This window comes from Limosilactobacillus pontis DSM 8475 (assembly GCF_001435345.1).
In the GTDB taxonomy this organism is placed as follows: Bacteria; Bacillota; Bacilli; order Lactobacillales; family Lactobacillaceae; genus Limosilactobacillus; species Limosilactobacillus pontis.
In genome coordinates, this window is record NZ_AZGO01000058.1 from 65,790 (window position 1) to 86,696 (window position 20,907).

Annotated in this window: 20 protein-coding genes, 1 tRNA gene and 1 pseudogene; 12 read left to right on the plus strand and 10 right to left on the minus strand. The window is 47.7% G+C overall.

Features of this window, described 5'->3' with window-relative positions; all coding sequences use genetic code 11:
- Positions 1-32 precede the first annotated feature (32 nt).
- The 5 genes from FD34_RS05850 (at position 33) to FD34_RS05870 (ending at position 5,129) form a co-directional block, all read left to right on the plus strand.
- Positions 33-107, plus strand: a tRNA-His gene (locus tag FD34_RS05850).
- A gap of 120 nt (positions 108-227) precedes the next feature.
- Positions 228-1,346, plus strand: coding sequence for an exonuclease SbcCD subunit D (locus FD34_RS05855; RefSeq protein ID WP_057807683.1), 1,119 nt, complete (start codon positions 228-230; stop codon positions 1,344-1,346).
- A 2-nt stretch (positions 1,347-1,348) separates the two neighbouring features.
- Positions 1,349-4,453, plus strand: a complete 3,105-nt coding sequence (locus FD34_RS08885; RefSeq protein WP_057807685.1) for an AAA family ATPase — start codon at positions 1,349-1,351, stop codon at positions 4,451-4,453.
- Between the two features lie 74 nt (positions 4,454-4,527).
- The gene (locus FD34_RS05865) at positions 4,528-4,872 is read left to right on the plus strand and encodes a hypothetical protein (RefSeq protein ID WP_057807687.1); all 345 of its coding nucleotides are present in this window, start codon (positions 4,528-4,530) and stop codon (positions 4,870-4,872) included.
- Positions 4,873-4,883: 11 nt separating this feature from the next.
- Entirely contained in the window at positions 4,884-5,129 is a 246-nt protein-coding gene (locus tag FD34_RS05870; protein ID WP_057807689.1) for a hypothetical protein, read from the plus strand.
- Positions 5,130-5,184: 55 nt separating this feature from the next.
- On the opposite strand, the gene FD34_RS05875 is transcribed toward FD34_RS05870, so the two are convergent.
- Entirely contained in the window at positions 5,185-6,039 is an 855-nt protein-coding gene (locus FD34_RS05875) for a GRP family sugar transporter (protein ID WP_057807691.1), read from the minus strand.
- A gap of 225 nt (positions 6,040-6,264) precedes the next feature.
- The gene (locus tag FD34_RS05880; RefSeq protein WP_057807693.1) at positions 6,265-6,948 is read right to left on the minus strand and encodes a DUF554 domain-containing protein; all 684 of its coding nucleotides are present in this window, start codon (positions 6,946-6,948) and stop codon (positions 6,265-6,267) included.
- A gap of 412 nt (positions 6,949-7,360) precedes the next feature.
- Here FD34_RS05880 and FD34_RS05885 point away from each other — a divergent pair, with 412 nt between their 5' ends.
- From FD34_RS05885 to FD34_RS05915, 5 genes are all read left to right on the plus strand, one after another.
- Positions 7,361-8,023: a hypothetical protein gene (locus tag FD34_RS05885; RefSeq protein WP_057807695.1), complete on the plus strand. Its 663-nt coding sequence runs from the start codon at positions 7,361-7,363 to the stop codon at positions 8,021-8,023.
- A gap of 554 nt (positions 8,024-8,577) precedes the next feature.
- Positions 8,578-9,054 carry a nucleoside 2-deoxyribosyltransferase gene (locus FD34_RS05895; RefSeq protein ID WP_057807699.1) on the plus strand — a complete coding sequence of 159 codons (477 nt, stop codon included), beginning with the start codon at positions 8,578-8,580 and terminating at the stop codon, positions 9,052-9,054.
- Between the two features lie 3 nt (positions 9,055-9,057).
- Entirely contained in the window at positions 9,058-9,420 is a 363-nt protein-coding gene (locus FD34_RS05900) for a hypothetical protein (protein WP_057807701.1), read from the plus strand.
- Positions 9,421-9,792: 372 nt separating this feature from the next.
- Positions 9,793-10,026 (plus strand): hypothetical protein, encoded by a 234-nt coding sequence (locus tag FD34_RS05910; protein WP_057807706.1) that lies wholly within the window; start codon positions 9,793-9,795, stop codon positions 10,024-10,026.
- Between the two features lie 358 nt (positions 10,027-10,384).
- Positions 10,385-11,224, plus strand: coding sequence for an alpha/beta hydrolase (locus FD34_RS05915; RefSeq protein ID WP_057807708.1), 840 nt, complete (start codon positions 10,385-10,387; stop codon positions 11,222-11,224).
- Between the two features lie 174 nt (positions 11,225-11,398).
- On the opposite strand, the pseudogene FD34_RS08920 reads toward FD34_RS05915, so the two are convergent.
- From FD34_RS08920 to FD34_RS08820, 8 genes and pseudogenes are all read right to left on the minus strand, one after another.
- Positions 11,399-11,740, minus strand: a pseudogene (locus tag FD34_RS08920) (transposase); the annotation flags it as partial.
- 5 nt (positions 11,741-11,745) lie between these two features.
- On the minus strand, positions 11,746-11,889 hold the full coding sequence (locus FD34_RS08815) for a hypothetical protein (protein ID WP_235806002.1): 144 nt from the start codon (positions 11,887-11,889) through the stop codon (positions 11,746-11,748).
- A gap of 194 nt (positions 11,890-12,083) precedes the next feature.
- Positions 12,084-12,803, minus strand: coding sequence for a nicotinamide riboside transporter PnuC (pnuC, locus tag FD34_RS05920; protein WP_057807710.1), 720 nt, complete (start codon positions 12,801-12,803; stop codon positions 12,084-12,086).
- A 35-nt stretch (positions 12,804-12,838) separates the two neighbouring features.
- Complete coding sequence (locus FD34_RS05925; protein ID WP_057807712.1) at positions 12,839-13,384, minus strand: cysteine hydrolase family protein; 546 nt, start codon at positions 13,382-13,384, stop codon at positions 12,839-12,841.
- A 10-nt stretch (positions 13,385-13,394) separates the two neighbouring features.
- Positions 13,395-14,825, minus strand: a complete 1,431-nt coding sequence (locus FD34_RS05930) for a nicotinate phosphoribosyltransferase (RefSeq protein ID WP_057807714.1) — start codon at positions 14,823-14,825, stop codon at positions 13,395-13,397.
- Positions 14,826-14,927: 102 nt separating this feature from the next.
- Positions 14,928-15,644, minus strand: a complete 717-nt coding sequence (locus tag FD34_RS05935) for an NUDIX hydrolase (RefSeq protein ID WP_057807716.1) — start codon at positions 15,642-15,644, stop codon at positions 14,928-14,930.
- A 101-nt stretch (positions 15,645-15,745) separates the two neighbouring features.
- Complete coding sequence (locus FD34_RS08925; protein ID WP_420814151.1) at positions 15,746-16,117, minus strand: transposase; 372 nt, start codon at positions 16,115-16,117, stop codon at positions 15,746-15,748.
- Positions 16,093-16,236: a hypothetical protein gene (locus FD34_RS08820; RefSeq protein WP_235806003.1), complete on the minus strand. Its 144-nt coding sequence runs from the start codon at positions 16,234-16,236 to the stop codon at positions 16,093-16,095. The genes FD34_RS08925 and FD34_RS08820 overlap by 25 nt, the downstream gene beginning before the upstream one ends.
- A 300-nt stretch (positions 16,237-16,536) precedes the next feature.
- On the opposite strand from FD34_RS08820, the gene FD34_RS05940 reads away from it, so the two are divergent.
- Positions 16,537-19,410 (plus strand): DNA methyltransferase, encoded by a 2,874-nt coding sequence (locus FD34_RS05940; protein WP_057807718.1) that lies wholly within the window; start codon positions 16,537-16,539, stop codon positions 19,408-19,410.
- A 443-nt stretch (positions 19,411-19,853) separates the two neighbouring features.
- Positions 19,854-20,873, plus strand: coding sequence for a hypothetical protein (locus tag FD34_RS05945; protein WP_152936741.1), 1,020 nt, complete (start codon positions 19,854-19,856; stop codon positions 20,871-20,873).
- Positions 20,874-20,907 lie beyond the last annotated feature (34 nt).

Sequence of the window (20,907 nt, forward strand, 5' to 3'; positions counted from 1 at the left end):
GCAATCCTACATTGCCTGAACTGAATTTGTTGGCGGTATTGGTGAAGTTTGGTTAACACACCGGTTTGTGGGTCCGGCACGCGTGGGTTCAAATCCCACATACCGCCCTCTGTATTGAGCAGGGATAGACATCTTGTCTGTCCCTGCTTTTTTTCGTGAAATTGGGACTCGTTGCCGTATATATTATAATAGAGGGGCATAATAGTCTGAGAAGGGAAGGAAGAATCATGCGCTTTTTGCATACCGCCGATTGGCACGTCGGCAAGAACCTGAACGGTTTCGACCTACTGTCAGACCAGCAGGCCGTCTTTAAACAGATCGAGGGAATCGCCAAGGAGCGGCAGGTGGACGCGGTGGTGATCGCCGGTGACCTCTACGACCGCAGCATCCCCAGCGAGGCGGCGGTTCGTCAGCTCAACGGCGAATTGGTCCAGCTGAACCTGACCGACCATTTTCCGGTGCTGGCGATCAGTGGTAACCACGACTCCGCTACCCGGCTGGGCACCGGGGCCTCCTGGTTTGCCAAGGAGGGCCTCTATCTAAATACCAGCTTGGACGACGCCTTTGATCCGGTGACGATCGGTGACACCGAGTTCTTTCTGTTGCCGTACTTCGGCATTCAGGCGGTCCGCAACCACTTCGGCGACGACGCGATCCGCGACGTCAACACGGCGATAACCCGGATTGTTGCGGCGATGCAGGAGCACTTCACCCCGGGCAAGCACCATGTCCTGGTGGCCCACTTCTTTGCGGCCGGCAGTCAGCACACGGCGGATTCGGAGACCCTGATCGAGGTCGGTGGGCTGCAGGCGGTGGCCACGACAACCCTGGCGCCCTTTGACTACGTCGCCCTGGGCCACCTCCACAACCGGGACGCCCTCCACGACGATCGGGTGCGTTACAGCGGCTCACCGATGAAGTTCTCGGTGTCGGAGGCCAACCAGGAGAAGGGGGTCTGGATCATCGACACCGACCCGTTTACGGCCGAGTGGGTGCCCTTGGCGCCAGTCCACGATATTCACCGGTTGACCGGCGCTTTTGCCGACCTGGTTGCTGACGACGATCACCCGCGGGATGACTTCTATGACATTGAACTGACCGACCATGAACGGATCCCGGACGTCTTGAACAAGCTACGCGAGCATTACCCGAAGATCGTCAGCCTCCACCGGACCCACGCCGCCCGGCAGATCGACACCAATCACGCCCGGGCCCGCCGTCAGCAGTCCCCGACCGACCTCCTGGCTGATTTCTACCAGCAGACGATGGGGATCGATCTGACCGATACGCAGCTTAAGTGGGCCAGCGACGCCCTAAGCGCGGTTAATGATGGGGAGGAAGAGTAAGAATGCGACCAGTAGAAATTAGATTAAAAAACTTCGGTCCCTACGCGGATACGGTGGTCGACTTCACCGAGTTTGACCAGCGGCCGCTCTTCCTGGTGGCCGGCAATACCGGGGCGGGGAAGACCACCATCTTTGACGCGATGTGTTATGCCCTCTTTGGCCAGACCACCAATGAACAGCGGTCGGCGGCGGCCCTGCGTTCCGACTTCGCCCCGGCCGACCAGGAAACATCGGTGATCTTCACCTTTGTTCACCAGGGGCAGAAATACCGGGTGACCCGGCGGCCCAAGCAGACCCTAATCGGGCGCCGCGGCCGGCCGGTCGAGCACAACCAGGCCGTTGAGCTGGTTTACCCCCTGGAGAGCGACCAGCCCCACGAGATTACCAAGATCAAGGAGGCCGATGCCTTCATCACCGACCTGCTCAACCTGACCCGGGACCAGTTTCGCCAGATCGTCCTCCTCCCCCAGGGGAAGTTTCGTCAGTTCCTCGACTCGGACAGCAACACCAAGGAGGAGCTGCTCCGCGACCTCTTCAACACCACTGTTTACGAGCGCTGGACCACGGAGCTCAAGACCCGGCTAGCCAAACGCAAGCAGACCCTGGCCGACCAGGCAACCAAGCTGCAGACGGCCAAGGAAAACGTCAGCACGGTGGACGCCCAGCTGGGAACCGATGACTGGTTAGCAGCCATCACCAGTCAGCTGACCGACCTTGATGCGGCGCTGGCCAAGCTGGCTAAGCAGCGGAGCGCCCAGCAGGCCGCTGTCGACCAGGCTAGTAGGCAATTGCACGCCGACCAGGAATTGACCAAACTACAGGCGGAGCTGACAACGGCCAACCAGGCCGCCGCCAAGTTGGCTAAGGAGCGGGCGAGCGTGGCTGAACAACAGTCCCAGCTTGCCGACCTCCAGTGGTTTCAGGTGCACCGAGCCAGCTACCAGCAGTGGGCGGACGGTGCCCAACGAGTCACTGACCAGGAGAAACGACTGACCCAGTTGAAGGGGCAGGTGGCGACCCTGGACGAACAGCACCAGGCCGCTGTTCAGCACTATCAGGCGTTGACCAGCCGTCAGGATGAGATGGTGCAGGTGCGTGACCGGGCCAGTGAACTGCAAAAGCGGCTACCCCTGTTTGCTGAGTTTAGCCGGCTGACGGACCAGGTCAAAAGCAGCGAGCACCAGCTGGCCACGGCGCAGGCGCACCAGGCCGCCCACCAGAAGCAGGTAGCGGACCTGGCCGAGCAGGTCGCTAAACTGACTGCCCAGTTGGCCAGCCGCGGTGACCTGGCGGCCCAACGGCACCAGGTTGATCAGGATCAGCACCACCAGGAGGACCTGGACCGCGCTGGTCAGACCGTGAATGACCTGATTAGTAAGCAGGCCGCTGCCGGCAAGCGCCAGGCGGACCTGATGACCAAATTGAAGAAGCAGACCGCCGTCGTTGCCCAGCAGGCCCAGGCCCTGGCCGACCTCAACGACGCCGATGCGCGCTATCAGATTGCCCGGCTAGCCACGCGGCTTAAACCGGGGTCACCGTGCCCGGTCTGCGGGGCCACCGACCACCCGCACCCGGCCCAGGTGGCAAATGGCGTACCAGTGGTTACCGATGACCAGCTCCAGGCAGCCAGTGACCGCCTCCAGGGCAGCCGGGACACCCTGAGCCGCCTACAGGAACAGGTAAAGCAGGTCCAGCAAGAGCAGGCGGACCTCACCGCCCAGCTGGTGACCGCCCAGGCTGAGCTGGCAGGCCTGCTAGGCACCACCCAACTGCCGGATGACTGGCAGAACCAGCTTGACCACCACCGGCAACGGGTCCAGGCAGCGGCCCACCAGTGGCGGGAAGCCCAGGCGGCGGCAACGGCTGAGCAGGACCAACTGGCTGCCCTTCAGGAGGAGCAGGCTGCCTTGCAGGCCCCACTAGAGAAGGATACCGCGGCGGTGCAGGCGGCCCAGGCAACCCTGACCCGCCAGCAGGCGATCCTGGAGACCAAACGGGCAGACCTGCCGGCCGGGATTGCCGATGAGGTGGCAGCCAAGCGCCGGTTGACCGCTCTCCAGGACCAATTCCAACAGTTTACTGACCAACTGACCGCCGCCGACCAAGAACGACAGGGACTGGCCCAGCGCCAGGCGGTCACCAAGAATGCCCTGAAGACGACCAAGAGTGAGCAAGCGTCCTTACATGATGAGCAGACGGCTCGCCATGAACGACTGCTGGCGTCCCTACACGACTACCGGGAGGGGCTGACCTGGGACTTCTGGGAGTACTGCCAGGCGGCCCTGCCGAAGCTAGCCCGGCTGCAAGCAGCCATCCAGGACTACCAGACCCGTGTTCACGACAACCAGCAGCACCTTCAACGCCTGACCACCCAGATTGCCGGGCGGCCGGTACCGGACTTGGCCGCCAGCCAGGACCGGCTCAACCAGGCTCAGGCGGCGTTGAGCAGGCTCCAGCAGCTAGCCGGCCAGCGTACCGCCGAGCACGACCAGCTCCAAGTTGCCCGGCAGAGGGTGACCAAGTTGGTCCAATCCAGCGGCAGGCAGGAGGAAGAGCTGGCTGCCTTCCAGACCCTGACCGACGTCGTTACCGGGAATACCGAGAACCACCTTAGCCTGGAGCGCTACGTCCTCCAGGCCTACTTCGAAGATGTCCTGACCGCGGCCAACGTTCAATTGGACCGGCTGACCAATGGCCGCTACCAGTTTGAACTGGCCAACGAGAGTCACGGGGCCGGGGCCAAGTGGAGCGGGCTGGAGGTCAACGTGTACGATGACAACGCCGGCAAGACGCGGAGTGCGCGGACCCTGTCCGGTGGGGAGAGCTTCATGGCCTCGCTCGCCTTAGCGCTGGCGTTGTGCCAGATCATCCAGGAGCAGAGCGGGGGGATTGCCATCGACGCCCTCTTCGTCGACGAAGGTTTCGGCTCTCTGGACCAGGACGCCCTAGCCGACGCCCTGCGTGCCCTCCAGGACCTCGAGGGGGGCCGGATGATCGGGATCATCAGCCACGTCACCGAGCTCGAGGAACAGATTCCTGACCAGCTGCGGGTTACCTCGGTCAACGGCCGTAGCCAGGTCTCCTACCAACACGACCTCCACGCCTAGCCCTGTTAATTTCGTCGTGATGGGCGTAGAATGAAGGGACATTGCTTCATAGGATGTCCAGAGGAGGCCTTTTGATGAGTAAGAAACACGCCAAACAGCTTAAGAAAGTCAAGGCGGACCGCTATGTCTACATGGTGATTGAAACAACCATCTTCCAGGATGGCAGCAACCTGCGGACCCAGAACTTCTGGGCGGCCCACTCCTATAAGCGGGCCTTAAAGATCGTGGCCAAGCAGGCCAAGAACTACCAGAAGCGGGACGCTCACGTTAGTTTTGCCTGGCAGCCGCTCAGTCAGGATATCATCAACGATGGCCTGTTGCGTCACGCGATCATCGACACAGTGGTCGATGGCGGGGACGGGGAGACGCCCATGAACGTTCGGGTGGCCATCAGCGTCCAACGCCTGGTCACCGAGTAGGGGGTGGTCACATGGCAAAAGCAACCACCCTGGCCGAACTGGCCAACAGTCTCCCGGATTCAATCGACCCGGGCCGGTTCACGGCCGACCTCCTGCAGGCCATCGAACGCCTGCGCCGGCGGCCCCTCGACATCTACTATGCCGGGCCGCGGAGCTTGCGGGTCGACGGGATCACGATGATGGTCGACCTCCAACCCAAGCAGGCGGTGATTACTCACTTCGCCGGCCGGGCCGTCAACGTTCAGGTTCCCTGTTAAACAAAAAATCGCCCATCCGTAATTCACGCGGACGGGCGATTTTGTGTTTTAAATATTACTTAGCGAAGCCGGTCATGATACTGCCGCCGACGATCAGGACCAGGCCGATCGTGATGTAGATCATCTCGCGGTGGGTCTTGTGTTCGTGGAGGAAGAGGATCCCCCCAAAGGTCGACAGGATTGAGCTCAGCTGACTGTAGATGAAAGCGTCGGTGACCCCGTTGTGCTTCACCGAGAAGAGGGTCCCGATGCTGAATTCAATTCCGGCCAGGGCGTTGTGCCAGGTGGCGCGCTGCCGGTAGACACGGCCAGAGTGGGTCGCCAGGACGTAGATCGTGGTGCCGACCAGGATCCCGACCATCTCAGGCAGGAGGTAGTCCAGCCCGCTGACCCCGGGGTTGATGTCCTTGCTGATCAGCTTCGGGAAGCTGGAGTAGATCCAGAAACCGATGGTCGTCGCCAGCAGGAAGAGGACGTTGCCCGCGTTGGCGTTACCGCCGGAGGGATCGTCACTCTTGGAGCTGAGGACGATGCCGACAACCACCAGGGCCAGGGCGATGAAGCCGATCACCTTGGCGGTGGCAGATGGCCACTCGCCGAAGATCAGGACCCCGATCAGGGAGTTGCCGACCAGCTGGAAACCGGCCGACAGGGGGATCGTCCCGCTGACGCCGATCCGCTTGAATGAGATGAACTGTCCCATCTGCCCGATCGTCCAGAGGGCCCCAGCACAGAAGGCTACGGCCCAGGTAGCCAGGTCAAAGGCCGGCCGGGTGAACAGGTAGATAATCAGTGCGGTTGCTGAAGCGCCGATCCCCATCCCCGCAATTTGGCTGGCGGGGGACTTGCGAACGGTCAGGGGAATCAGTGCCCAGGCAACGATGTTGATCAGTGCGATCAAGGATGCCATTACAATAATCCTTCTCTCTTGTACTTTTCACAAACGTACCTAATCAATTTATCATAATTCGGAATAATTTGTGAGGGAATGCCCTCTATATGCACTAAAATGATGTTTTTTAGCTTGATTTTACCTAAAAAATGGTGAAAATTACGAACTTTGAGTTAAGCTTCACATTATAAAAGGTTTTACCGGAACTGCACAAAAAAGGCGGCGAGAAAGCCCGTCGCCGTCTCAGACTAGGTCGATGACGATGAAGAATACGATCGGCACCAGGAGGGCCGGCAGGATGTTGAGGGTCTTGATGTTGCGGAGCTTGAGCAGGGTGATCCCGGTGGTGGCGATCAGGAAACCGCCGACGATGGCGATCTCGGTGACTAGCGGTCCGGTGAAGAAGCTGGCCGACAGGTACTTGGCGACCAGGTAGATGCCACCCTGCCAACAGAAGAGGACCGGGGCGCAGGGGAGCATCCCCCAGCCAAAACTGGCACCGAAGACCATCGTGGTCACGAGGTCGAGGGTGGCGTTGGTATAAAGCATCGTCTGATCACCGCGGACGGCGGCCATCACCGGGCCGACGATTGAGAGGGCGCTGATGCAGCAGAGGAGGATCCCGGTGGCCAGCCCCTTAACCAGCTGGGATTTACCCCCGAATTGTCTGATCAGGTGGTCAAATTTACTGTCGAGGTCCCAGCGGGTGCCGAGCAGGGTCCCAATCGCCAGGCTGACAATGAAGAGGACCGGGTAGTGGCTCTTCGGTAGATTGTTGACGACGTTCTCAAGGCCGATCCCCAGGGCGGCGAGCCCCATCACCGTGAAGAGGGCGTCCTCATACTTCTTGCTGATACCGCGTTTTAGCAGGCAGCCGATGGTGGTGCCGACCAGGATCGCGGTGACGTTTGCGTATGTTCCAATCATGTCTTACTCACTCCAATAGTTTCACTTACTCTATCATAGCAGAGATTGGTGACCGGTGCGGCAGAATCAGCCCGTCCGAAAGGGATAGCAGTGGGCTTTTGCGGTCTTAATTTCGGCCAAAAAAAGCCCTGCCGTGACGAAATGACGCCTTAACAGGGTGAAATAATTTAGTGAATTGTAAGCTAGTTTTGCTTGTGGGCCATCATAGCACAGACAAAGGCAACCGCGGCAACGATTGCACTGATGATCCCGAGGGCCATTGACTTTGGCATGAAAGCAAAGATAAAGCCGAGGACCCCGGCGGCAACGCTCTTACCTTATTGAAAACAAAAAGTTCCAATCAAGAAGCGTCGTCGAAAAACAACTCGCTGCTAAATTTGAGAATGTATCTTTTACAGGTAAAGGGACTAACGTGCGGATTAAGATCGCAGGTGATTATAAGTGGTTGAGTACAATTGAGTTCCTGCGCGAAGCACGCCACCGATGTGAATATAAACTCGTCAGTTTGGCGAACGATGCCAGGGATGCAAAATGGTCGGGTGCAATTTATACACTTGCAGACGATACCGCTGGAATGGGAGAGTTGTGTCAGTGGAGCTTCTCAGAAAGAACCACCCCCAATCTTCGTCTTGATGATTTTTTATTGGAGCCTGAAGATGAAGATTGTGTTTTTGATGGTGATTATGAAGAGAGTGAAAAACAGCACTACATTAAGCTTATGGAGTTGTTTAAGCTCTATTTGAATACGCCGACAAATAAGCGCGGTGACGGACAGGTCCCACTGTATCTCATTACGGTGGATGGCAGCTTCGATGATGAAAGCTTGACCATCGAAGTGGCATGCGACACAAGAAGGCGTGAGAATTGTATAGAACGAGTATCATTGTTCGCCACAGAGGACAATATTAATGAATATGATTCTCTTGATCATATAGATTTTCTTTATTTGGAGCATATAGTCAATGCGTTCGAGGTGCCATATATCCAGCAAGAATATGGCAATACGACGGCACATGAAGTGTCCAATGTAACTAACTTTAATTATACATTAGAGCGCATTAATGACTATGTATAACGGAGATTGTTATGGATACTAGCCTATTATCGTCAATGTACGACGAAGACTGTCGGGACATCTCGGGCCTAATTGAAGAAGCGGAAGAAGAGGAGGGTAGAGGAACAGATGATTAAAGTGTTAATGATCTATTTAGCAGTTGTAATATCGTATTTTGCCGGTTTCGCTACCTGCTCGATACTCGCTACTAGTAAGGAAGATGATAATTTTGGATAACACATTATATTGTTCGGAATGCAATTGTGAGATTGGCGTTGGCCATGAAGCAATTCTGTTTGGTTGTGATGACTGGTTCTGTAGTGAAGAGTGTCTTCACAACCATGTAGATGATATTGCAGAATACTATATTGTTCGTAGCCAAAATGAACTTGAATGTGTATAGGTGATTAAATGATCGAAACATTGTATGTATGTGTTACGATCGGCCTCATTATAAGTAGCTGCATGGCATTTGGAGGAATGGTGCTGATCTTCCTTCTTCCATTGTTACTGTGCAGCTTTTTGTTTGGTCGGTCCTGGGGAAAGTATTACGAATAGAGAGTGAGAGGATAAATATGAGTAAGAACAAGACGGTATATTTCTGTGCAGGTTGGTTCACTGATAAGCAAAATAAGGCATACAACGAGGCAATGGAAGCCATTAAGGCCAACCCAACTGTTGATGTAGAAAACTCCTATGTACCATTACAACATCAATACAAGGGGCTGAGAGTTGATGAACACCCTGAACTGTTAGAAGACCGTGAATGGGCTGCCGCTACTTATAATGGGGACCGTGTGGGTGTTCAGACCTCTGATGTAATTATGGCTGTATATATTCCAGACGAGGAAGATATTGGCATGGGTATTGAATTAGGAATGGCCCGTGCTCTTGGCAAGTACAACCTGATCGTGATCCCAGATGATGAATGGGGTAAGCCAATTAACCTAATGACGTTTGGTGCGGGTGATAACTTCATTAAGTTGTCTGAATTGAAGGATTATGACTTCAACAAACCGTCATTTAACTTCTATGATGGGGCGGTTTACTAATCTATGAAATGGTTTAAGAGGAAACCAGAGGCTAAGCAGGAAGACAATAAGCCCGAAGAAGCTGAGCTTTCTCCTTTTGAAAAATACGAACAGCATTATCTTGACACATACAAAAACTGCTCTGATAATACGAGGTTTCATGTAACAACTACTCTGGATAGTGGTCATCAAATTAAGATCACAAGAAACAAGACCACCGTCGTATGGATACTAGCTTGCTTTGCGGATAAGATTGTATGTGGTCTAACCTACGATGAATTGTCTCATGAGCACGATGTTGCCATTGATTTTAGTAAAGTTACTGACATATTCATTGACAAAATTGAAGATGTGGAAAGCGATCTGGAAGAATTGGAGACTGATTAGTTGTTAGCAACAGAATTCAAACAACGACTTGAAGCTATGACCCAAGGCCAAGTAAGTGTTAGCTTCTGCGAACCAAACAAGGATGCTCTAATCCGCCCGGCGATTAACTGGGGATCCGCGCCTGATTATGCCAAGCAATTACTCTACGCTTATATGGACACACCATATGCTGAGAGATAAATATATAAAGAATGCAAAAGGCGTAACTAGGAAGGCAGCCCCCAGTTACGCCTTAAACGTTATGTTGAGTATGTAACACTACACTTATTATACGGCAAATAATAAAATAATTACCAAAAAACGATTGACATAATCTTGGATTATTATATTAGTGGCCTTTATCGAAACGTATATTATAAGGTCTATCATGAAATGACGGAAAAGGAACGTCAGTTTGTGCAAGCAATGGTAAAGGTGGGGCATCCCAAGGTGAAAGCACAGGAGATCGGTCATCAAATGGGTCAGAAGCCGGGTTATATTTCTGTTTATCAGCGCAAGTTAATTGATGATCAGATTATTATGCCGGCTAGTTATGGCTATGTGCAATTTATGTTGCCATTTTTTGACCGGTTTGTTGAGAAACAAATCATGTTTGATGAATTTTAAGATTCTCGGTATCTTACTGCTAAATCGACTTACTAAAAGCAATCGTGTTAAGTCAACTACTCGTTTTGTTAGCCAGTGAGCATTCGTAATGGTTGTTTGTGTTATTTAGAAAAGTTGACGCCAGATGGGAAAGAAGCTGATGGGAACGTGTATGTTAAGCCTTAGCAAAAAATAGTGAAAGTTAGGTCGGCTACTAGCTTTTCACAATCTTAATAATTTGATCAGTGCTAGGGCCACAAGTAATCCAACACGATTACTAATGTAGCGATGATGTAAGCGCTTCACTTTAGCGATAGAAACGCCTACAATAAGATTGTGATTTTGAATCACGGAATAAAGATTAAGGAGGGAACCCTGTATGAGTTTCTATGGTGATGAAGTAGTCGAGAAGATCGACTCCGCAACTCCCGGCTTGAAGATCCTGACGAGGACGAACCTTGCTGCAACCCCGCAGGCCAATATTATTATTTCACATGGCTTGGCGGAGTACTCTGGGCGCTTTGACCCAATCGCCAGCTACCTAGTCAAGCATGACAACAATATTTTTCGATACGACCAGCTTGGCCATGGCGGCTCTGATGGTGAGCGGGGGTTCCTCGCGTCACCGGACGACCTGTCGGATAATCTCAAGGTAATGGTTGACCGGGTCGAGGCCAAGTACCCAAACCTGCCAACCTTTATCCTTGGTCACAGTATGGGCGGTGAAACGGTCCTCCTGTACGGGGCCAAGTATCCCCACACCGTTGATGGCATGATAGTTACCGATCCGGTTTCGCTGTTTGAGGATCAAGAGATTGGCATGGCGAAACAACTGCCGGTTTCTGGTGATGAAAAGAAGATTATTCCCAATTCAATTGGTGAAGGCCTGGTCACTGACCAACGGGTGGTCGAGAAGTACAAGCATAACCCGCAGGTTCTTCACCAGCTGACGGTGGGGATTGAAAATGTCCTTTATCAGGGGGCCCGCTACCTCCGTGAGCACATTGACCAGATCAGTGATCCTATCCTCTACCTGCAGGGTCAGGCGGACGGTCTCCTTTCCTACCGGGATGCGCTGAAGGCCTACGCTCGAATCTCTTCGCCAGATAAGGAGCTCCACGTTTACCCGTTCCTCATGCATGAGATCCTGAATGAGCCCAGTCGTAAATGGGAGATCTATGGCGAAATTAATCGCTGGGTAAGCAAACGGATCTATTGAAAAATTATGCGAAAATAGCAAAGTTACCCGATAAATAATCTCAGATATTTCATAAATGAATGAACCCCCACGGTTGAACAAATTTCCAACTATGGGGGTTCACTTTATGAAGAAATGCTTACTATTTAGGCTCTTTGTCAATCGGTAAGGATAAAGAGAATTTGGAGAACTAGACTAAGCCACCTTGGCTATTGGTCTAGTTCTTTTTTTTGATAATTCACGAATCATGAGATTAGAAGTCTTCAACGAAATAAGAATCCTAATCCGAAAATGGAAGAAGTTGCGATAGCCATATGCAGTTCGCTTGATGACTTTAATTTTATTGTTAGTGCCTTCGATCGGCCCGTTGGTTAGTCGGGTGTAAAAGCTGGCAATAATCTCCTGGCGGTGCTTGGCGAGGGTTCGCTTAACTCGTCTCATAACGTTTGGTAGATTATTCCGCTTAATTAGCTGATCTAACAAAGTCTGACTGCGGTCACTAATCGTAGCTATTAAGTCTTGATAGTATTCGTAGGCAGCCCTTAGATCTGGAGAGAAATCGAGTAGCCGTTCGACGACTTCTTGATTGGATGACCAGTGATATTGGAAGTTACGCCGAGAATAACAGTGTAGGTAAATAAGTAAGGGTCCTTGATTCCGGTCCAAAAGTTGATATCATTAGTCATGAGGAATATATTCTTTCTAAAGACAACCGAGGTAGTTATGGGGATAACATAGGACAGTTGTCTTTTTTTATTTTTAAATCAATGGTACAGCAAGTAACAAAAAACGGTAAAGATAAGAAATTATCTTATCCTTACCGAATATCATAGAACCGAAAGACCGAACTCTGGACCGCTTACTTTGTTTTTAATTGTAATTACTTAGTAGTTCCACCTTCATTATCGGCTTCACCACTTGCCCACACCTTGGTTGCGTATAAGGAGTTGAACAGCAAGGCTGCTTGTAAGGCAATTTGCGATAGGTCGCCACCAAAAGTTCCAATGTGGACACCCATCTTGTACCGAATTGCCAAAATAATCCAATAAATGATATTAGCAGTATTTACCCAGATCCACAGTGACCAGTTTTCCTGGTACTTCAAAACGTAAAGCAACTGGGCAATAAAGCTAACAACGAGGTTAAATGAATCGAAGTACGGTAACTGACCATTAAAGAGGCCAATTACATACCAACCAACAAAGTATGCAACGACGACGCCAGCGAAAACATACTTCCGTACTTTCGGGCTAAAACGCTTCGTGGCGTCATCATTTCCCCACATAAACCAGCCAATCGGTTGTGAAATCACATAAATAATGTCCATTACGAATGTTCCCCAAGTATGACTTTGCCAGGCAACATAAGTCATGGCAACACACTGAATGAAGCCGAAGATAAACGTAATCTTCCGTCCCTTCATCCCGTAAACTAAGGCTAACGTTCCGAAGACACCAGACAACATCCCGACCCAGCTGTCAGGAGCAATCAGGTAAACCCCAATTTGTAGCACTAACAGGATTGTTACATAAATTACCTCGAATTTCTTCCACTTTGTAAATAGCTGGTTAAATAGCCAGCCGTGTTCTGTATTTGTCATTTGAAGTGAACCCCCATAGTTGGACGAAAGATTCATTAAACCAGCGTCGCACCCAGTGAATTCTTAAAATGGTCAAGCGCCCACTCCTGACCATGCTTGGTAAAGGTGGCGACCCCCTTAACCGGAATCGTAATCTGGTAGTTCAAATTATAGGCGGCAATTGCGGTGTGCAGGACACAGATATCGGTGCAAACACCTGCAATCCACAAGTTATCAATTTTTCGTTCCCGCAGGTAGTTATCAAGATTAGTATTTTGAAATGATGAATAGCGGTTCTTATTAAACTGGTAAACCCGGTCACTGGCCTGATGTTGTTCAAACCAGTCATTAACCTTGCCGTATAGCTGTTGACCAGGCGTACCGACCACGTTATGTGGCGGGAAGAGTTTAGCTTCTGGACTAAACCGGTCCCCACAATGGGCATCAGTCGGGAAAATTACGTAGTCGCCATTTTGGTAAAAACGGTTGGCCAGCTGAACCAAACAATCTTCTAATTCCTGCGCTGGCTTGCCACAAGTAAGCGCACCATTGTCAGCGACAAAATCGTTTGTATAATCAATAATTAATAATGCTTTAGTCATTGCTAACTCCTTATTTTTGTGCCTCATCAACCAGCTTTTGTTGCAAGTCAGCTAACCGCTTGGTTAAATAAACCGGGAAGCGGTCCGGATTAAGCAACCGCTTAGTAGCCGCCGGCAGCTGTGCTAATTCGGTCTGCGCAAAATGCTGAATGGCAAAAGTGTTGGTTTCAATTGGCGCCGCTTTTTCCAGTGTCAAAACTTGCTTAAGCAGTGGCTTAGCAATGAAGTCGGTTAGAATCACTTTATTCCGGGTGACGTGAACGTCAGCATTGATTGCCGCAATTTCGGTTCCAATCTGCTCGTCAGCCAGGGCAATTACATCGGCAACAGCGTGTTGGGGATCATGCTTATCGTAGAGCCGGTAAACCTGCTTATTCCCAGGGAGCGTATTCTTTTCGCGACTATTAGTAATCTTGATCTTTGGCACCCATTTGCCATCATTTTCTAGTGCCGTCATTTTATAAACACCGCTTAATACTGGACTGGATGAACTGGTAATTAGTCGCTCACCGATCCCAAAGTTATCCAGTGGTGCCCCCTCATCAAGCAATGACTTAATAATGTGGGCATCAAGGGCGTTTGAAGCAGTAATCTTAGCGTTGGTAAAACCAGCCTCGTCCATCATCTTCCGGGCCTTGATTGCCAACTGGGCAATATCACCAGAATCGATGCGGATACCAACCGGTTCGTGGCCAGCTGCCCGCAATTCCTTAAAGACTTTAATTGCGTTCGGTACCCCAGAGTTAACCACATCGTAGGTATCAACTAACAGGGCAGCATTGTCAGGGTAAATTTTGGCCCAGGCACGAAAGGCCGTTAATTCATCAGGAAAGCTTTCAATCCAGGCGTGGGCCATCGTCCCCGCCGCCGGAAGGTTAAACAGCTTGGCAGCTAGCACATTGGAGGTACTACTGCACCCACCAATAATGGCAGCCCGCGCACCATATATTGCGGCATCAGGCCCCTGCGCCCGTCGTGCACCAAATTCCATTACTGGACGTCCGCCAGTAACGCTGGTGATCTGCCATGCCTTCGTTGCAATCAATGATTGGTGGTTAATGATGTTTAAGATCAGGGTTTCGAGAAGTTGGACATCAATTAGTGGGCCACTAATACTAAGGATTGGTTCCTGTGGGAAGACTGGCGTGCCTTCTGGGATTGCCTTAATTGAGCAGCGGTTGTGAGCTGCCGTCAGGTAAAAGAGAAAGTCGTCACTAAAGTGGTTAAGGGACCGCAGATAAGCAATGTCATCAGTTGAAAAGTGCCAGTTCTTAACTTCATCAATTACTTGCATCAATCCAGCACTAATCACAAAACTGCCATCATCGGGCGCCTTACGGTAAAAGACGTCGAAGCGCGCCTGCTTATCGTGGGGAAGCGTTTGATAATAACCGTTGGCCATTGAAAACTCATACAGGTCGGTTAATAATTCATGCTTCATTATTAAACAACTCCTAACAAATTTAGGTAAAAAATACTTTAACTACTGAAAAAATAAAAGTATATTGAACTTCTATTATCACTAATTGTAGCACTTTTATTTTTAGACGTAAGGTAGTACCAGTTTAAATAACTTTGGTGGCCGGCCTGACCGCTTTGTTGCGGCGGTACCAACTTCCTTAAACAGTTTTTGGTGGGTCTTTTTAAAATTAGAATTATCAATTTGATCGACCGTTGTTTGGCGGAAAGTAGCATAAACTTCGCGGGCTTGCCGAAGGGTAAAAGTCGGTCCTAAGATCTGTAAAATGGTTGGCTGGTAGTCCAGTTTATTTTTAATTCGTACAATGGCCGTATTAATAATTTGGTGGTGGTCAAATGCTAGCGCCGACCCTGCAGCCAAACTCAAAACTAAGTCACCATTTTGCAAGATAAACTTCCCGTGGTCAAAGTTAAGACTAAACCACCCGACTTCGGTTGCTCCGTACCCGGCCCTCAGTTGCGGCATTGTCGGTAAGAAAGTCATGTAGGCAATCGCCGAGGCCCGCTCACCGCTTACCCGGTCGGGATCGGTGAAGGTTGCCAACTGTTCGGTAGCACTGTTTGATAGACGAACACCAATTTTATCCTTAATCAGGCGGATACAGGCAGCGTCAGCACTTTCATCCCGCCGCAATAGGGTTTCTGGTAAAGCCCAGTGGCCCTCAAATGGCGGATAAGCCCGTTTGACCAGCAGGACTTGTGGTAAATGGGTCAGGGGATTAAAACTCCAAATAATATTTGCAATCGTAATTAGCGGACGCGCAACAACTTTGTCAGCCATCTCTTTCACCTCACAAAATATTATAGCGCAATCAAGAATCACAATAATAAAAAATGGCTCTTTGTCAATCGGTAAGGATGAAGAGATTTTGGAGAACTAGACTAAGCTACTTTGGCTTTTGGTCTAGTTCTCTTTTTTGATAATTCACGAATCACGAGATTAGAAGTCTTCAACGAAATAAGAATCCTAATCCGAAAATGGAAGAAGTTGCGATAGCCATATGCAGTTCGCTTGATGACTTTAATTTTATTGTTGGTACCTTCGATCGGACCGGTGGTTAGTCGGGTGTAAAAGCTGGCAATAATCTCCTGGCGGTGCTTGGCGAGGGTTCGCTTAACTCGTCTCATAACGTTTGGTAGATTATTCCGCTTAATTAGCTGATCTAACAAAGTCTGACTGCGGTCACTAATCGTAGCTATTAAGTCTTGATAGTATTCGTAGGCAGCCCTTAGATCTGGAGAGAAATCGAGCAGCCGTTCGACGACATCTTGATTGGATAACCAGTGATATTGGAAGTTACGTCGGGAATAACAGTGTAGGTAATTAAGTAAGGATCCTTGATTCCGGTCCAAAAGTTGATATCATTAGTCATGAGGAATATATTCTTTCTAAAGACAACCGAGGTAGTTATGGGGATAACATAGGACAGTTGTCTTTTTTATTTTTAAATCAATGGTACAGCAAGTAACAAAAAACGGTAAAGATAAGAAATTATCTTATCCTTACCGAATATCATAGAACCAAATTTTATAAAACGAGTATTTTATCAAAGCAGTAATATGAGTTTTAATGGTTGATTAAGACTTATATTACTGCTTCCTTTTGCCGTTGTTAGGTGTTATACATAGGGCTTATAATTAAAGACGTAATAATACGTTAGGGAGAGTTGACAATGGCTAAAAACAGTACACAGACCTTCTATGGTACAAACCGTAGTAGAAGGAACCAAACTCATAAAACTCGTCGTCAAATTGTTAAAGAATTTGTCGATGAATGGGTAGGAAAAAGTAAGAACGGTATCATTAAGGAAGATGCTAATCGTCAGCCGTTTATTGATGATTTGCTAAGGCGAGTCTGCGGTATTGAACAGCCAACTCAATATATTCAGTATGAAAAAGATGTTCAAGTTAAATCGGAAGTAAGCGGGGAAATAGGTACTAAACAAATAGATGGATATATCCCCTCAACTAAAGTTATTTGGGAAATGAAGGGGAGCGATAAAGATCTTGATAAGCCTATCCCTCAGTCTGACGGTACGAAAATGACACCGTATGAACAAGCAAAGCGATATAATGACTTTTTACCAGCAAATGAACAGGCTCTTTGGATAGTTACATCTAATTTCATTGAGACTCGCATTTATGACTTGAATAAACCTCTAGCCGATCCAACGATCATCATGCTTAAAGATCTAACCACTAATTATAAAGCGTTGGATTTCATGGTTGATGCCAACCAACAGCAAATCATTGATGAAAAGCAGTTATCCGTTGATGCGGGTACTTTAGTGGGTAAAATTTACGATGAATTAGCTAAAGCATATTCACTTCATGCAGATGTTAACGATGCAAAGATTCAGCGTAGTCTTAACATGTTAGTTGTTCGTCTAGTTTTCCTGTTGTATGCCGATGACACTGGAATTCTAGGTGAAGAAAACATGTTCCAGAATTTCTTAGAGCGTCGCAAACCACGTGACATCAGGGCCGGACTAATTAAACTATTTCGGATACTCGATGAAGACCCGGATAAAGGTGAACGTGATGACTTTCTTGAAGATGAATACCGGCAATTTAAGTACGTTAATGGGGGAATGTTTAGTGATGAAGATGTTGTTATTCCTCAATTCACGCAGGAACTAAAAGATCTCATTCTAAATGACGCTAGTAAAGGATTTAACTGGTCTAACATTAGTCCAACCATTTTTGGAGCTGTTTTTGAAAGCACCTTAAACAAAGTTGAGCGTAAGAAGTTTGGGATGATCTATACTTCAATTGAAAACATTCATAAGGCTATCGATCCACTTTATTTAAATGACTTAAGACTTGAGTTCAGTAAAATTCAAAATATGCCCAATGCCCGTCAACGTGTACAAGCGGCTAGGGAGTTTCAGGATAAGATTGCTAAAATGAAGTTCTTAGACCCGGCATGTGGTTCTGGTAACTTTTTGACTGAAACCTACTTGTCACTACGCAAGATGGAGAATGAATGTCTTAAAATCATTGTTGGTAGTCATATGGTATTAAATACGGATAACGATATTCGCGTGAAAATTAAAATTCAAAACTTTTACGGTATCGAAATCAATGATTTTGCTGTATCTGTTGCACGAACAGCTATGTGGATCGCCGAAAGTCAGATGTGGGATGAAAGCCAAAACATTATTTACTCCAAAGACGACTTTTTGCCGCTAGACAGTAACGATTCAATCTATGAAGGTAATGCTTTAAAGATGAATTGGGCAGATGTCGTAAAACCATATGAATTGGATTACATTATTGGTAACCCACCGTTTAAAGGTAAAAAGGACATGACCAAAGAGCAAAAGGCTGAATTACGCGCATTGTCTGATGTAAAGGGTATTGGGAGAACCGATTATGTTGCCGGCTGGTTCATAAAAGCGGCTGAGTACATTCAAAACACAACCGTTGACGGCGTCCTGGTTGCTACTAATTCTCTCACACAGGGTGAAAATGCAATTAACCTATGGAATGCACTAGAGAAATATTCTATTTACATTAATTTCGCATATCGATCATTTGTTTGGCAAAATGAAGCTAAGAAAAATGTTCAGGTTCACTGTACAATTCTTGGGTTTGCAACACGTCCTCGAAAGATCCGTTATATTTTTGATGGGGCTGAAATCAACCGAGTTAAAACTATTAGTGCCAATCTATTAGATACACCGTATCGACTTCATAGCGAAGCACCTAAAGCAATTTGTGATGTTCCTAAACTGAATTATGGTAATGTTGCTGGATACAAGGCACTTTACTTTAAAGAAGACAAAAAGGATGCCTATTTGAAAGCAGAACCATCGCTAAAGAAATTTATACGTCCATTTGGCGGAGCGCGAGATTTGCTTAACGATAAACCAAGATATTGTTTTTGGTTGGTAGATGCAACGCCAAAAGAAATAAGAAATAGCAAAATTCTAACCAACGTAACAGAACAAGTGTATAAAGCCAGAATAAACTCCAGTGCTAGTGCAACAAGAAGAAAGGCAGAAGTTCCACAACTCTTTTTCTCAATTGCACAAAAGGATAACGATGTTATCGCCATTCCTAAAGTAACAACGGGGAAACGGCCTTATATGCCAATTCTTATGGTTGGACCGGAATTTATCGTTAGTGGAAGTGCAATGATGATTGATAGTTCATCCAGATATATTTTCTCAATACTAAGTTCATCGGTTCACACCGCTTGGATGCGTGCCATCGGTGGAAGAATGAAGGACGACTATCAATACTCAATTAAAGTTGTCTACAACACGCTCCCTTGGCCAACTGTCAATGAATCGCAAAAGAAAGAATTGGCAGAACTTGGACAAAAGATACTGGATGCTCGAGCAAAAGAAAGCGACTCTACTTTAGCAGAGCTATACACGACTGAGAACTTCCAAGTCGATAGAGAGCTTCGTAAAGCACACGAGGATAATGATAGAGCTGTCTTAAAAGCATATGGCCTAAAGTCATCAGCCACTGAGCAAGAGATTGTCAGCCATCTATTTGAGATGTACGAGAAGCTCACCAATAAGGAGAGTAATTGATGTCAAGAAGGGCACTGCTTAAGTGAGGCGTGTGTATATTAATATTTGCCCTCATAGCCGCTGCTATTGCCTCTACGATTAATGTAAACTTTGGAGCATTCTGTTTTACGATATCTTTTCTTTATGGTCTTTTATATTTAAGATATACTGTTTACGTATTTTTGGTCACCTTATTTAATAAAGCCACTAGCACCGGTAATAGTAGTGATCTGGAAGAATCGTCTACAAAACAGGATACTAGGTTATCTACAAAATTAAGGAGTACTTCCTCTAAAGAACAATATGCTACTCCATCGACAAAGCAACATGCTTCAATTTCGACAAATTGAGCTGTAAAGCATGAAAATATCTCTAGGACGGCAAATAAGAACCAAGCTCCTACATCCCAAAATGTAAAAAATTTAACACCTGAGCCAATCTCTGAACCTGATTCAAGTCTTAGAATGGACGCTATTAATTCCCCAACAGTGAAATATGGTAAGAAAGCCCATGATTATCGTACGCGGAAATTATTCCAAGATCGTCATTTCCATTTTGAACCATTGGAGGGTAATGTGCCCCAAAATATTGTTGAGGATTTTGAAAAAACGGTTGAAGAAGCTAATAAGTTACTGGAAAGTCACGATGACAAACAGAAGGCCAAGGGAATGTTACTTGTTATGAATTTTCCAGATACCTTACCAAAGCAGTACAAATCATTTGTCAATGACTACATAATTAGTTCTATGTTTAACGGCGTGTCTTTCTTAAACGATCCGCGCTTTAACACTCTTCATTCTTATGATTTTTACGGTTGGAAAATTGCCGAAACAAATCAAGTATTTCTTATTGATTTAGTTAGTGTAGGGAGAAAGCCTGAAATGTTTACTCTCGAAAGTACCTATATGAACTACTATAAGTATATTGTCAACAGTTATAGTATTGAGTCATTCTTGATAGAGTCAAACGTTCCAGGTGAAAAAGCACAAAAGGAACTTGAAGCCATTTGTCATGTAGCAGAAGGATGTGGCAATCTTTTGTTAAACAGAGGCCATGCCTTTGAGTGTGATTATTATTTTGACATAAAGACCCATAATACTGTTCGAAGGGAACAAACATATAAATATTTGAATGTACCTATACATCTTGTATCACAATTTGATTATTTATATTGTGGACTGATAAAACCAGCATTTCGCTGGGATAGTGTTAATTTAGATAGACTCAGAAGTTGTGGACTAGGTAGCCAATTTAACTATGTATATGGTCTTTTCTTAAAGAAGCAATATAAGCGGAGTTCTACTAATCAAAAGAAGTATGATCTCATTTTTGACAGGTATAAGAAATTTATACTTGCACAAATCAAAGAAAAAGTGGGCGGACGTATTTATAAGTCCGTTGGGAAACGCTCTAATTATGTATTGGTCTTCACTGATATAACTGAAGACCAATTTAAAGCATATAAGGCAGATTGCAAGAAATAACTTGAACGAATTTAGTGACGCAGATTAAGTAAGA

Bases quoted from the DNA above. Each gene is read 5' to 3' on its own strand.
- FD34_RS05875 (WP_057807691.1), bottom strand. From the start codon at position 6,039: ATGGCATCCTTGATCGCACTGATCAACATCGTTGCCTGGGCACTGATT.
- FD34_RS05910 (WP_057807706.1), top strand. From the start codon at position 9,793: ATGACGGAAAAGGAACGTCAGTTTGTGCAAGCAATGGTAAAGGTGGGG.
- FD34_RS05870 (WP_057807689.1), top strand. From the start codon at position 4,884: ATGGCAAAAGCAACCACCCTGGCCGAACTGGCCAACAGTCTCCCGGAT.
- FD34_RS05925 (WP_057807712.1), bottom strand. From the start codon at position 13,384: ATGACTAAAGCATTATTAATTATTGATTATACAAACGATTTTGTCGCT.
- FD34_RS05900 (WP_057807701.1), top strand. From the start codon at position 9,058: ATGAAATGGTTTAAGAGGAAACCAGAGGCTAAGCAGGAAGACAATAAG.
- pnuC (WP_057807710.1), bottom strand. From the start codon at position 12,803: ATGACAAATACAGAACACGGCTGGCTATTTAACCAGCTATTTACAAAG.
- FD34_RS08820 (WP_235806003.1), bottom strand. From the start codon at position 16,236: ATGACTAATGATATCAACTTTTGGACCGGAATCAAGGATCCTTACTTA.
- FD34_RS08815 (WP_235806002.1), bottom strand. From the start codon at position 11,889: ATGACTAATGATATCAACTTTTGGACCGGAATCAAGGACCCTTACTTA.
- FD34_RS05945 (WP_152936741.1), top strand. From the start codon at position 19,854: ATGGACGCTATTAATTCCCCAACAGTGAAATATGGTAAGAAAGCCCAT.
- FD34_RS05865 (WP_057807687.1), top strand. From the start codon at position 4,528: ATGAGTAAGAAACACGCCAAACAGCTTAAGAAAGTCAAGGCGGACCGC.
- FD34_RS05895 (WP_057807699.1), top strand. From the start codon at position 8,578: ATGAGTAAGAACAAGACGGTATATTTCTGTGCAGGTTGGTTCACTGAT.
- FD34_RS05855 (WP_057807683.1), top strand. From the start codon at position 228: ATGCGCTTTTTGCATACCGCCGATTGGCACGTCGGCAAGAACCTGAAC.
- FD34_RS05915 (WP_057807708.1), top strand. From the start codon at position 10,385: ATGAGTTTCTATGGTGATGAAGTAGTCGAGAAGATCGACTCCGCAACT.
- FD34_RS05930 (WP_057807714.1), bottom strand. From the start codon at position 14,825: ATGAAGCATGAATTATTAACCGACCTGTATGAGTTTTCAATGGCCAAC.
- FD34_RS05935 (WP_057807716.1), bottom strand. From the start codon at position 15,644: ATGGCTGACAAAGTTGTTGCGCGTCCGCTAATTACGATTGCAAATATT.
- FD34_RS08885 (WP_057807685.1), top strand. From the start codon at position 1,349: ATGCGACCAGTAGAAATTAGATTAAAAAACTTCGGTCCCTACGCGGAT.
- FD34_RS05880 (WP_057807693.1), bottom strand. From the start codon at position 6,948: ATGATTGGAACATACGCAAACGTCACCGCGATCCTGGTCGGCACCACC.
- FD34_RS05940 (WP_057807718.1), top strand. From the start codon at position 16,537: ATGGCTAAAAACAGTACACAGACCTTCTATGGTACAAACCGTAGTAGA.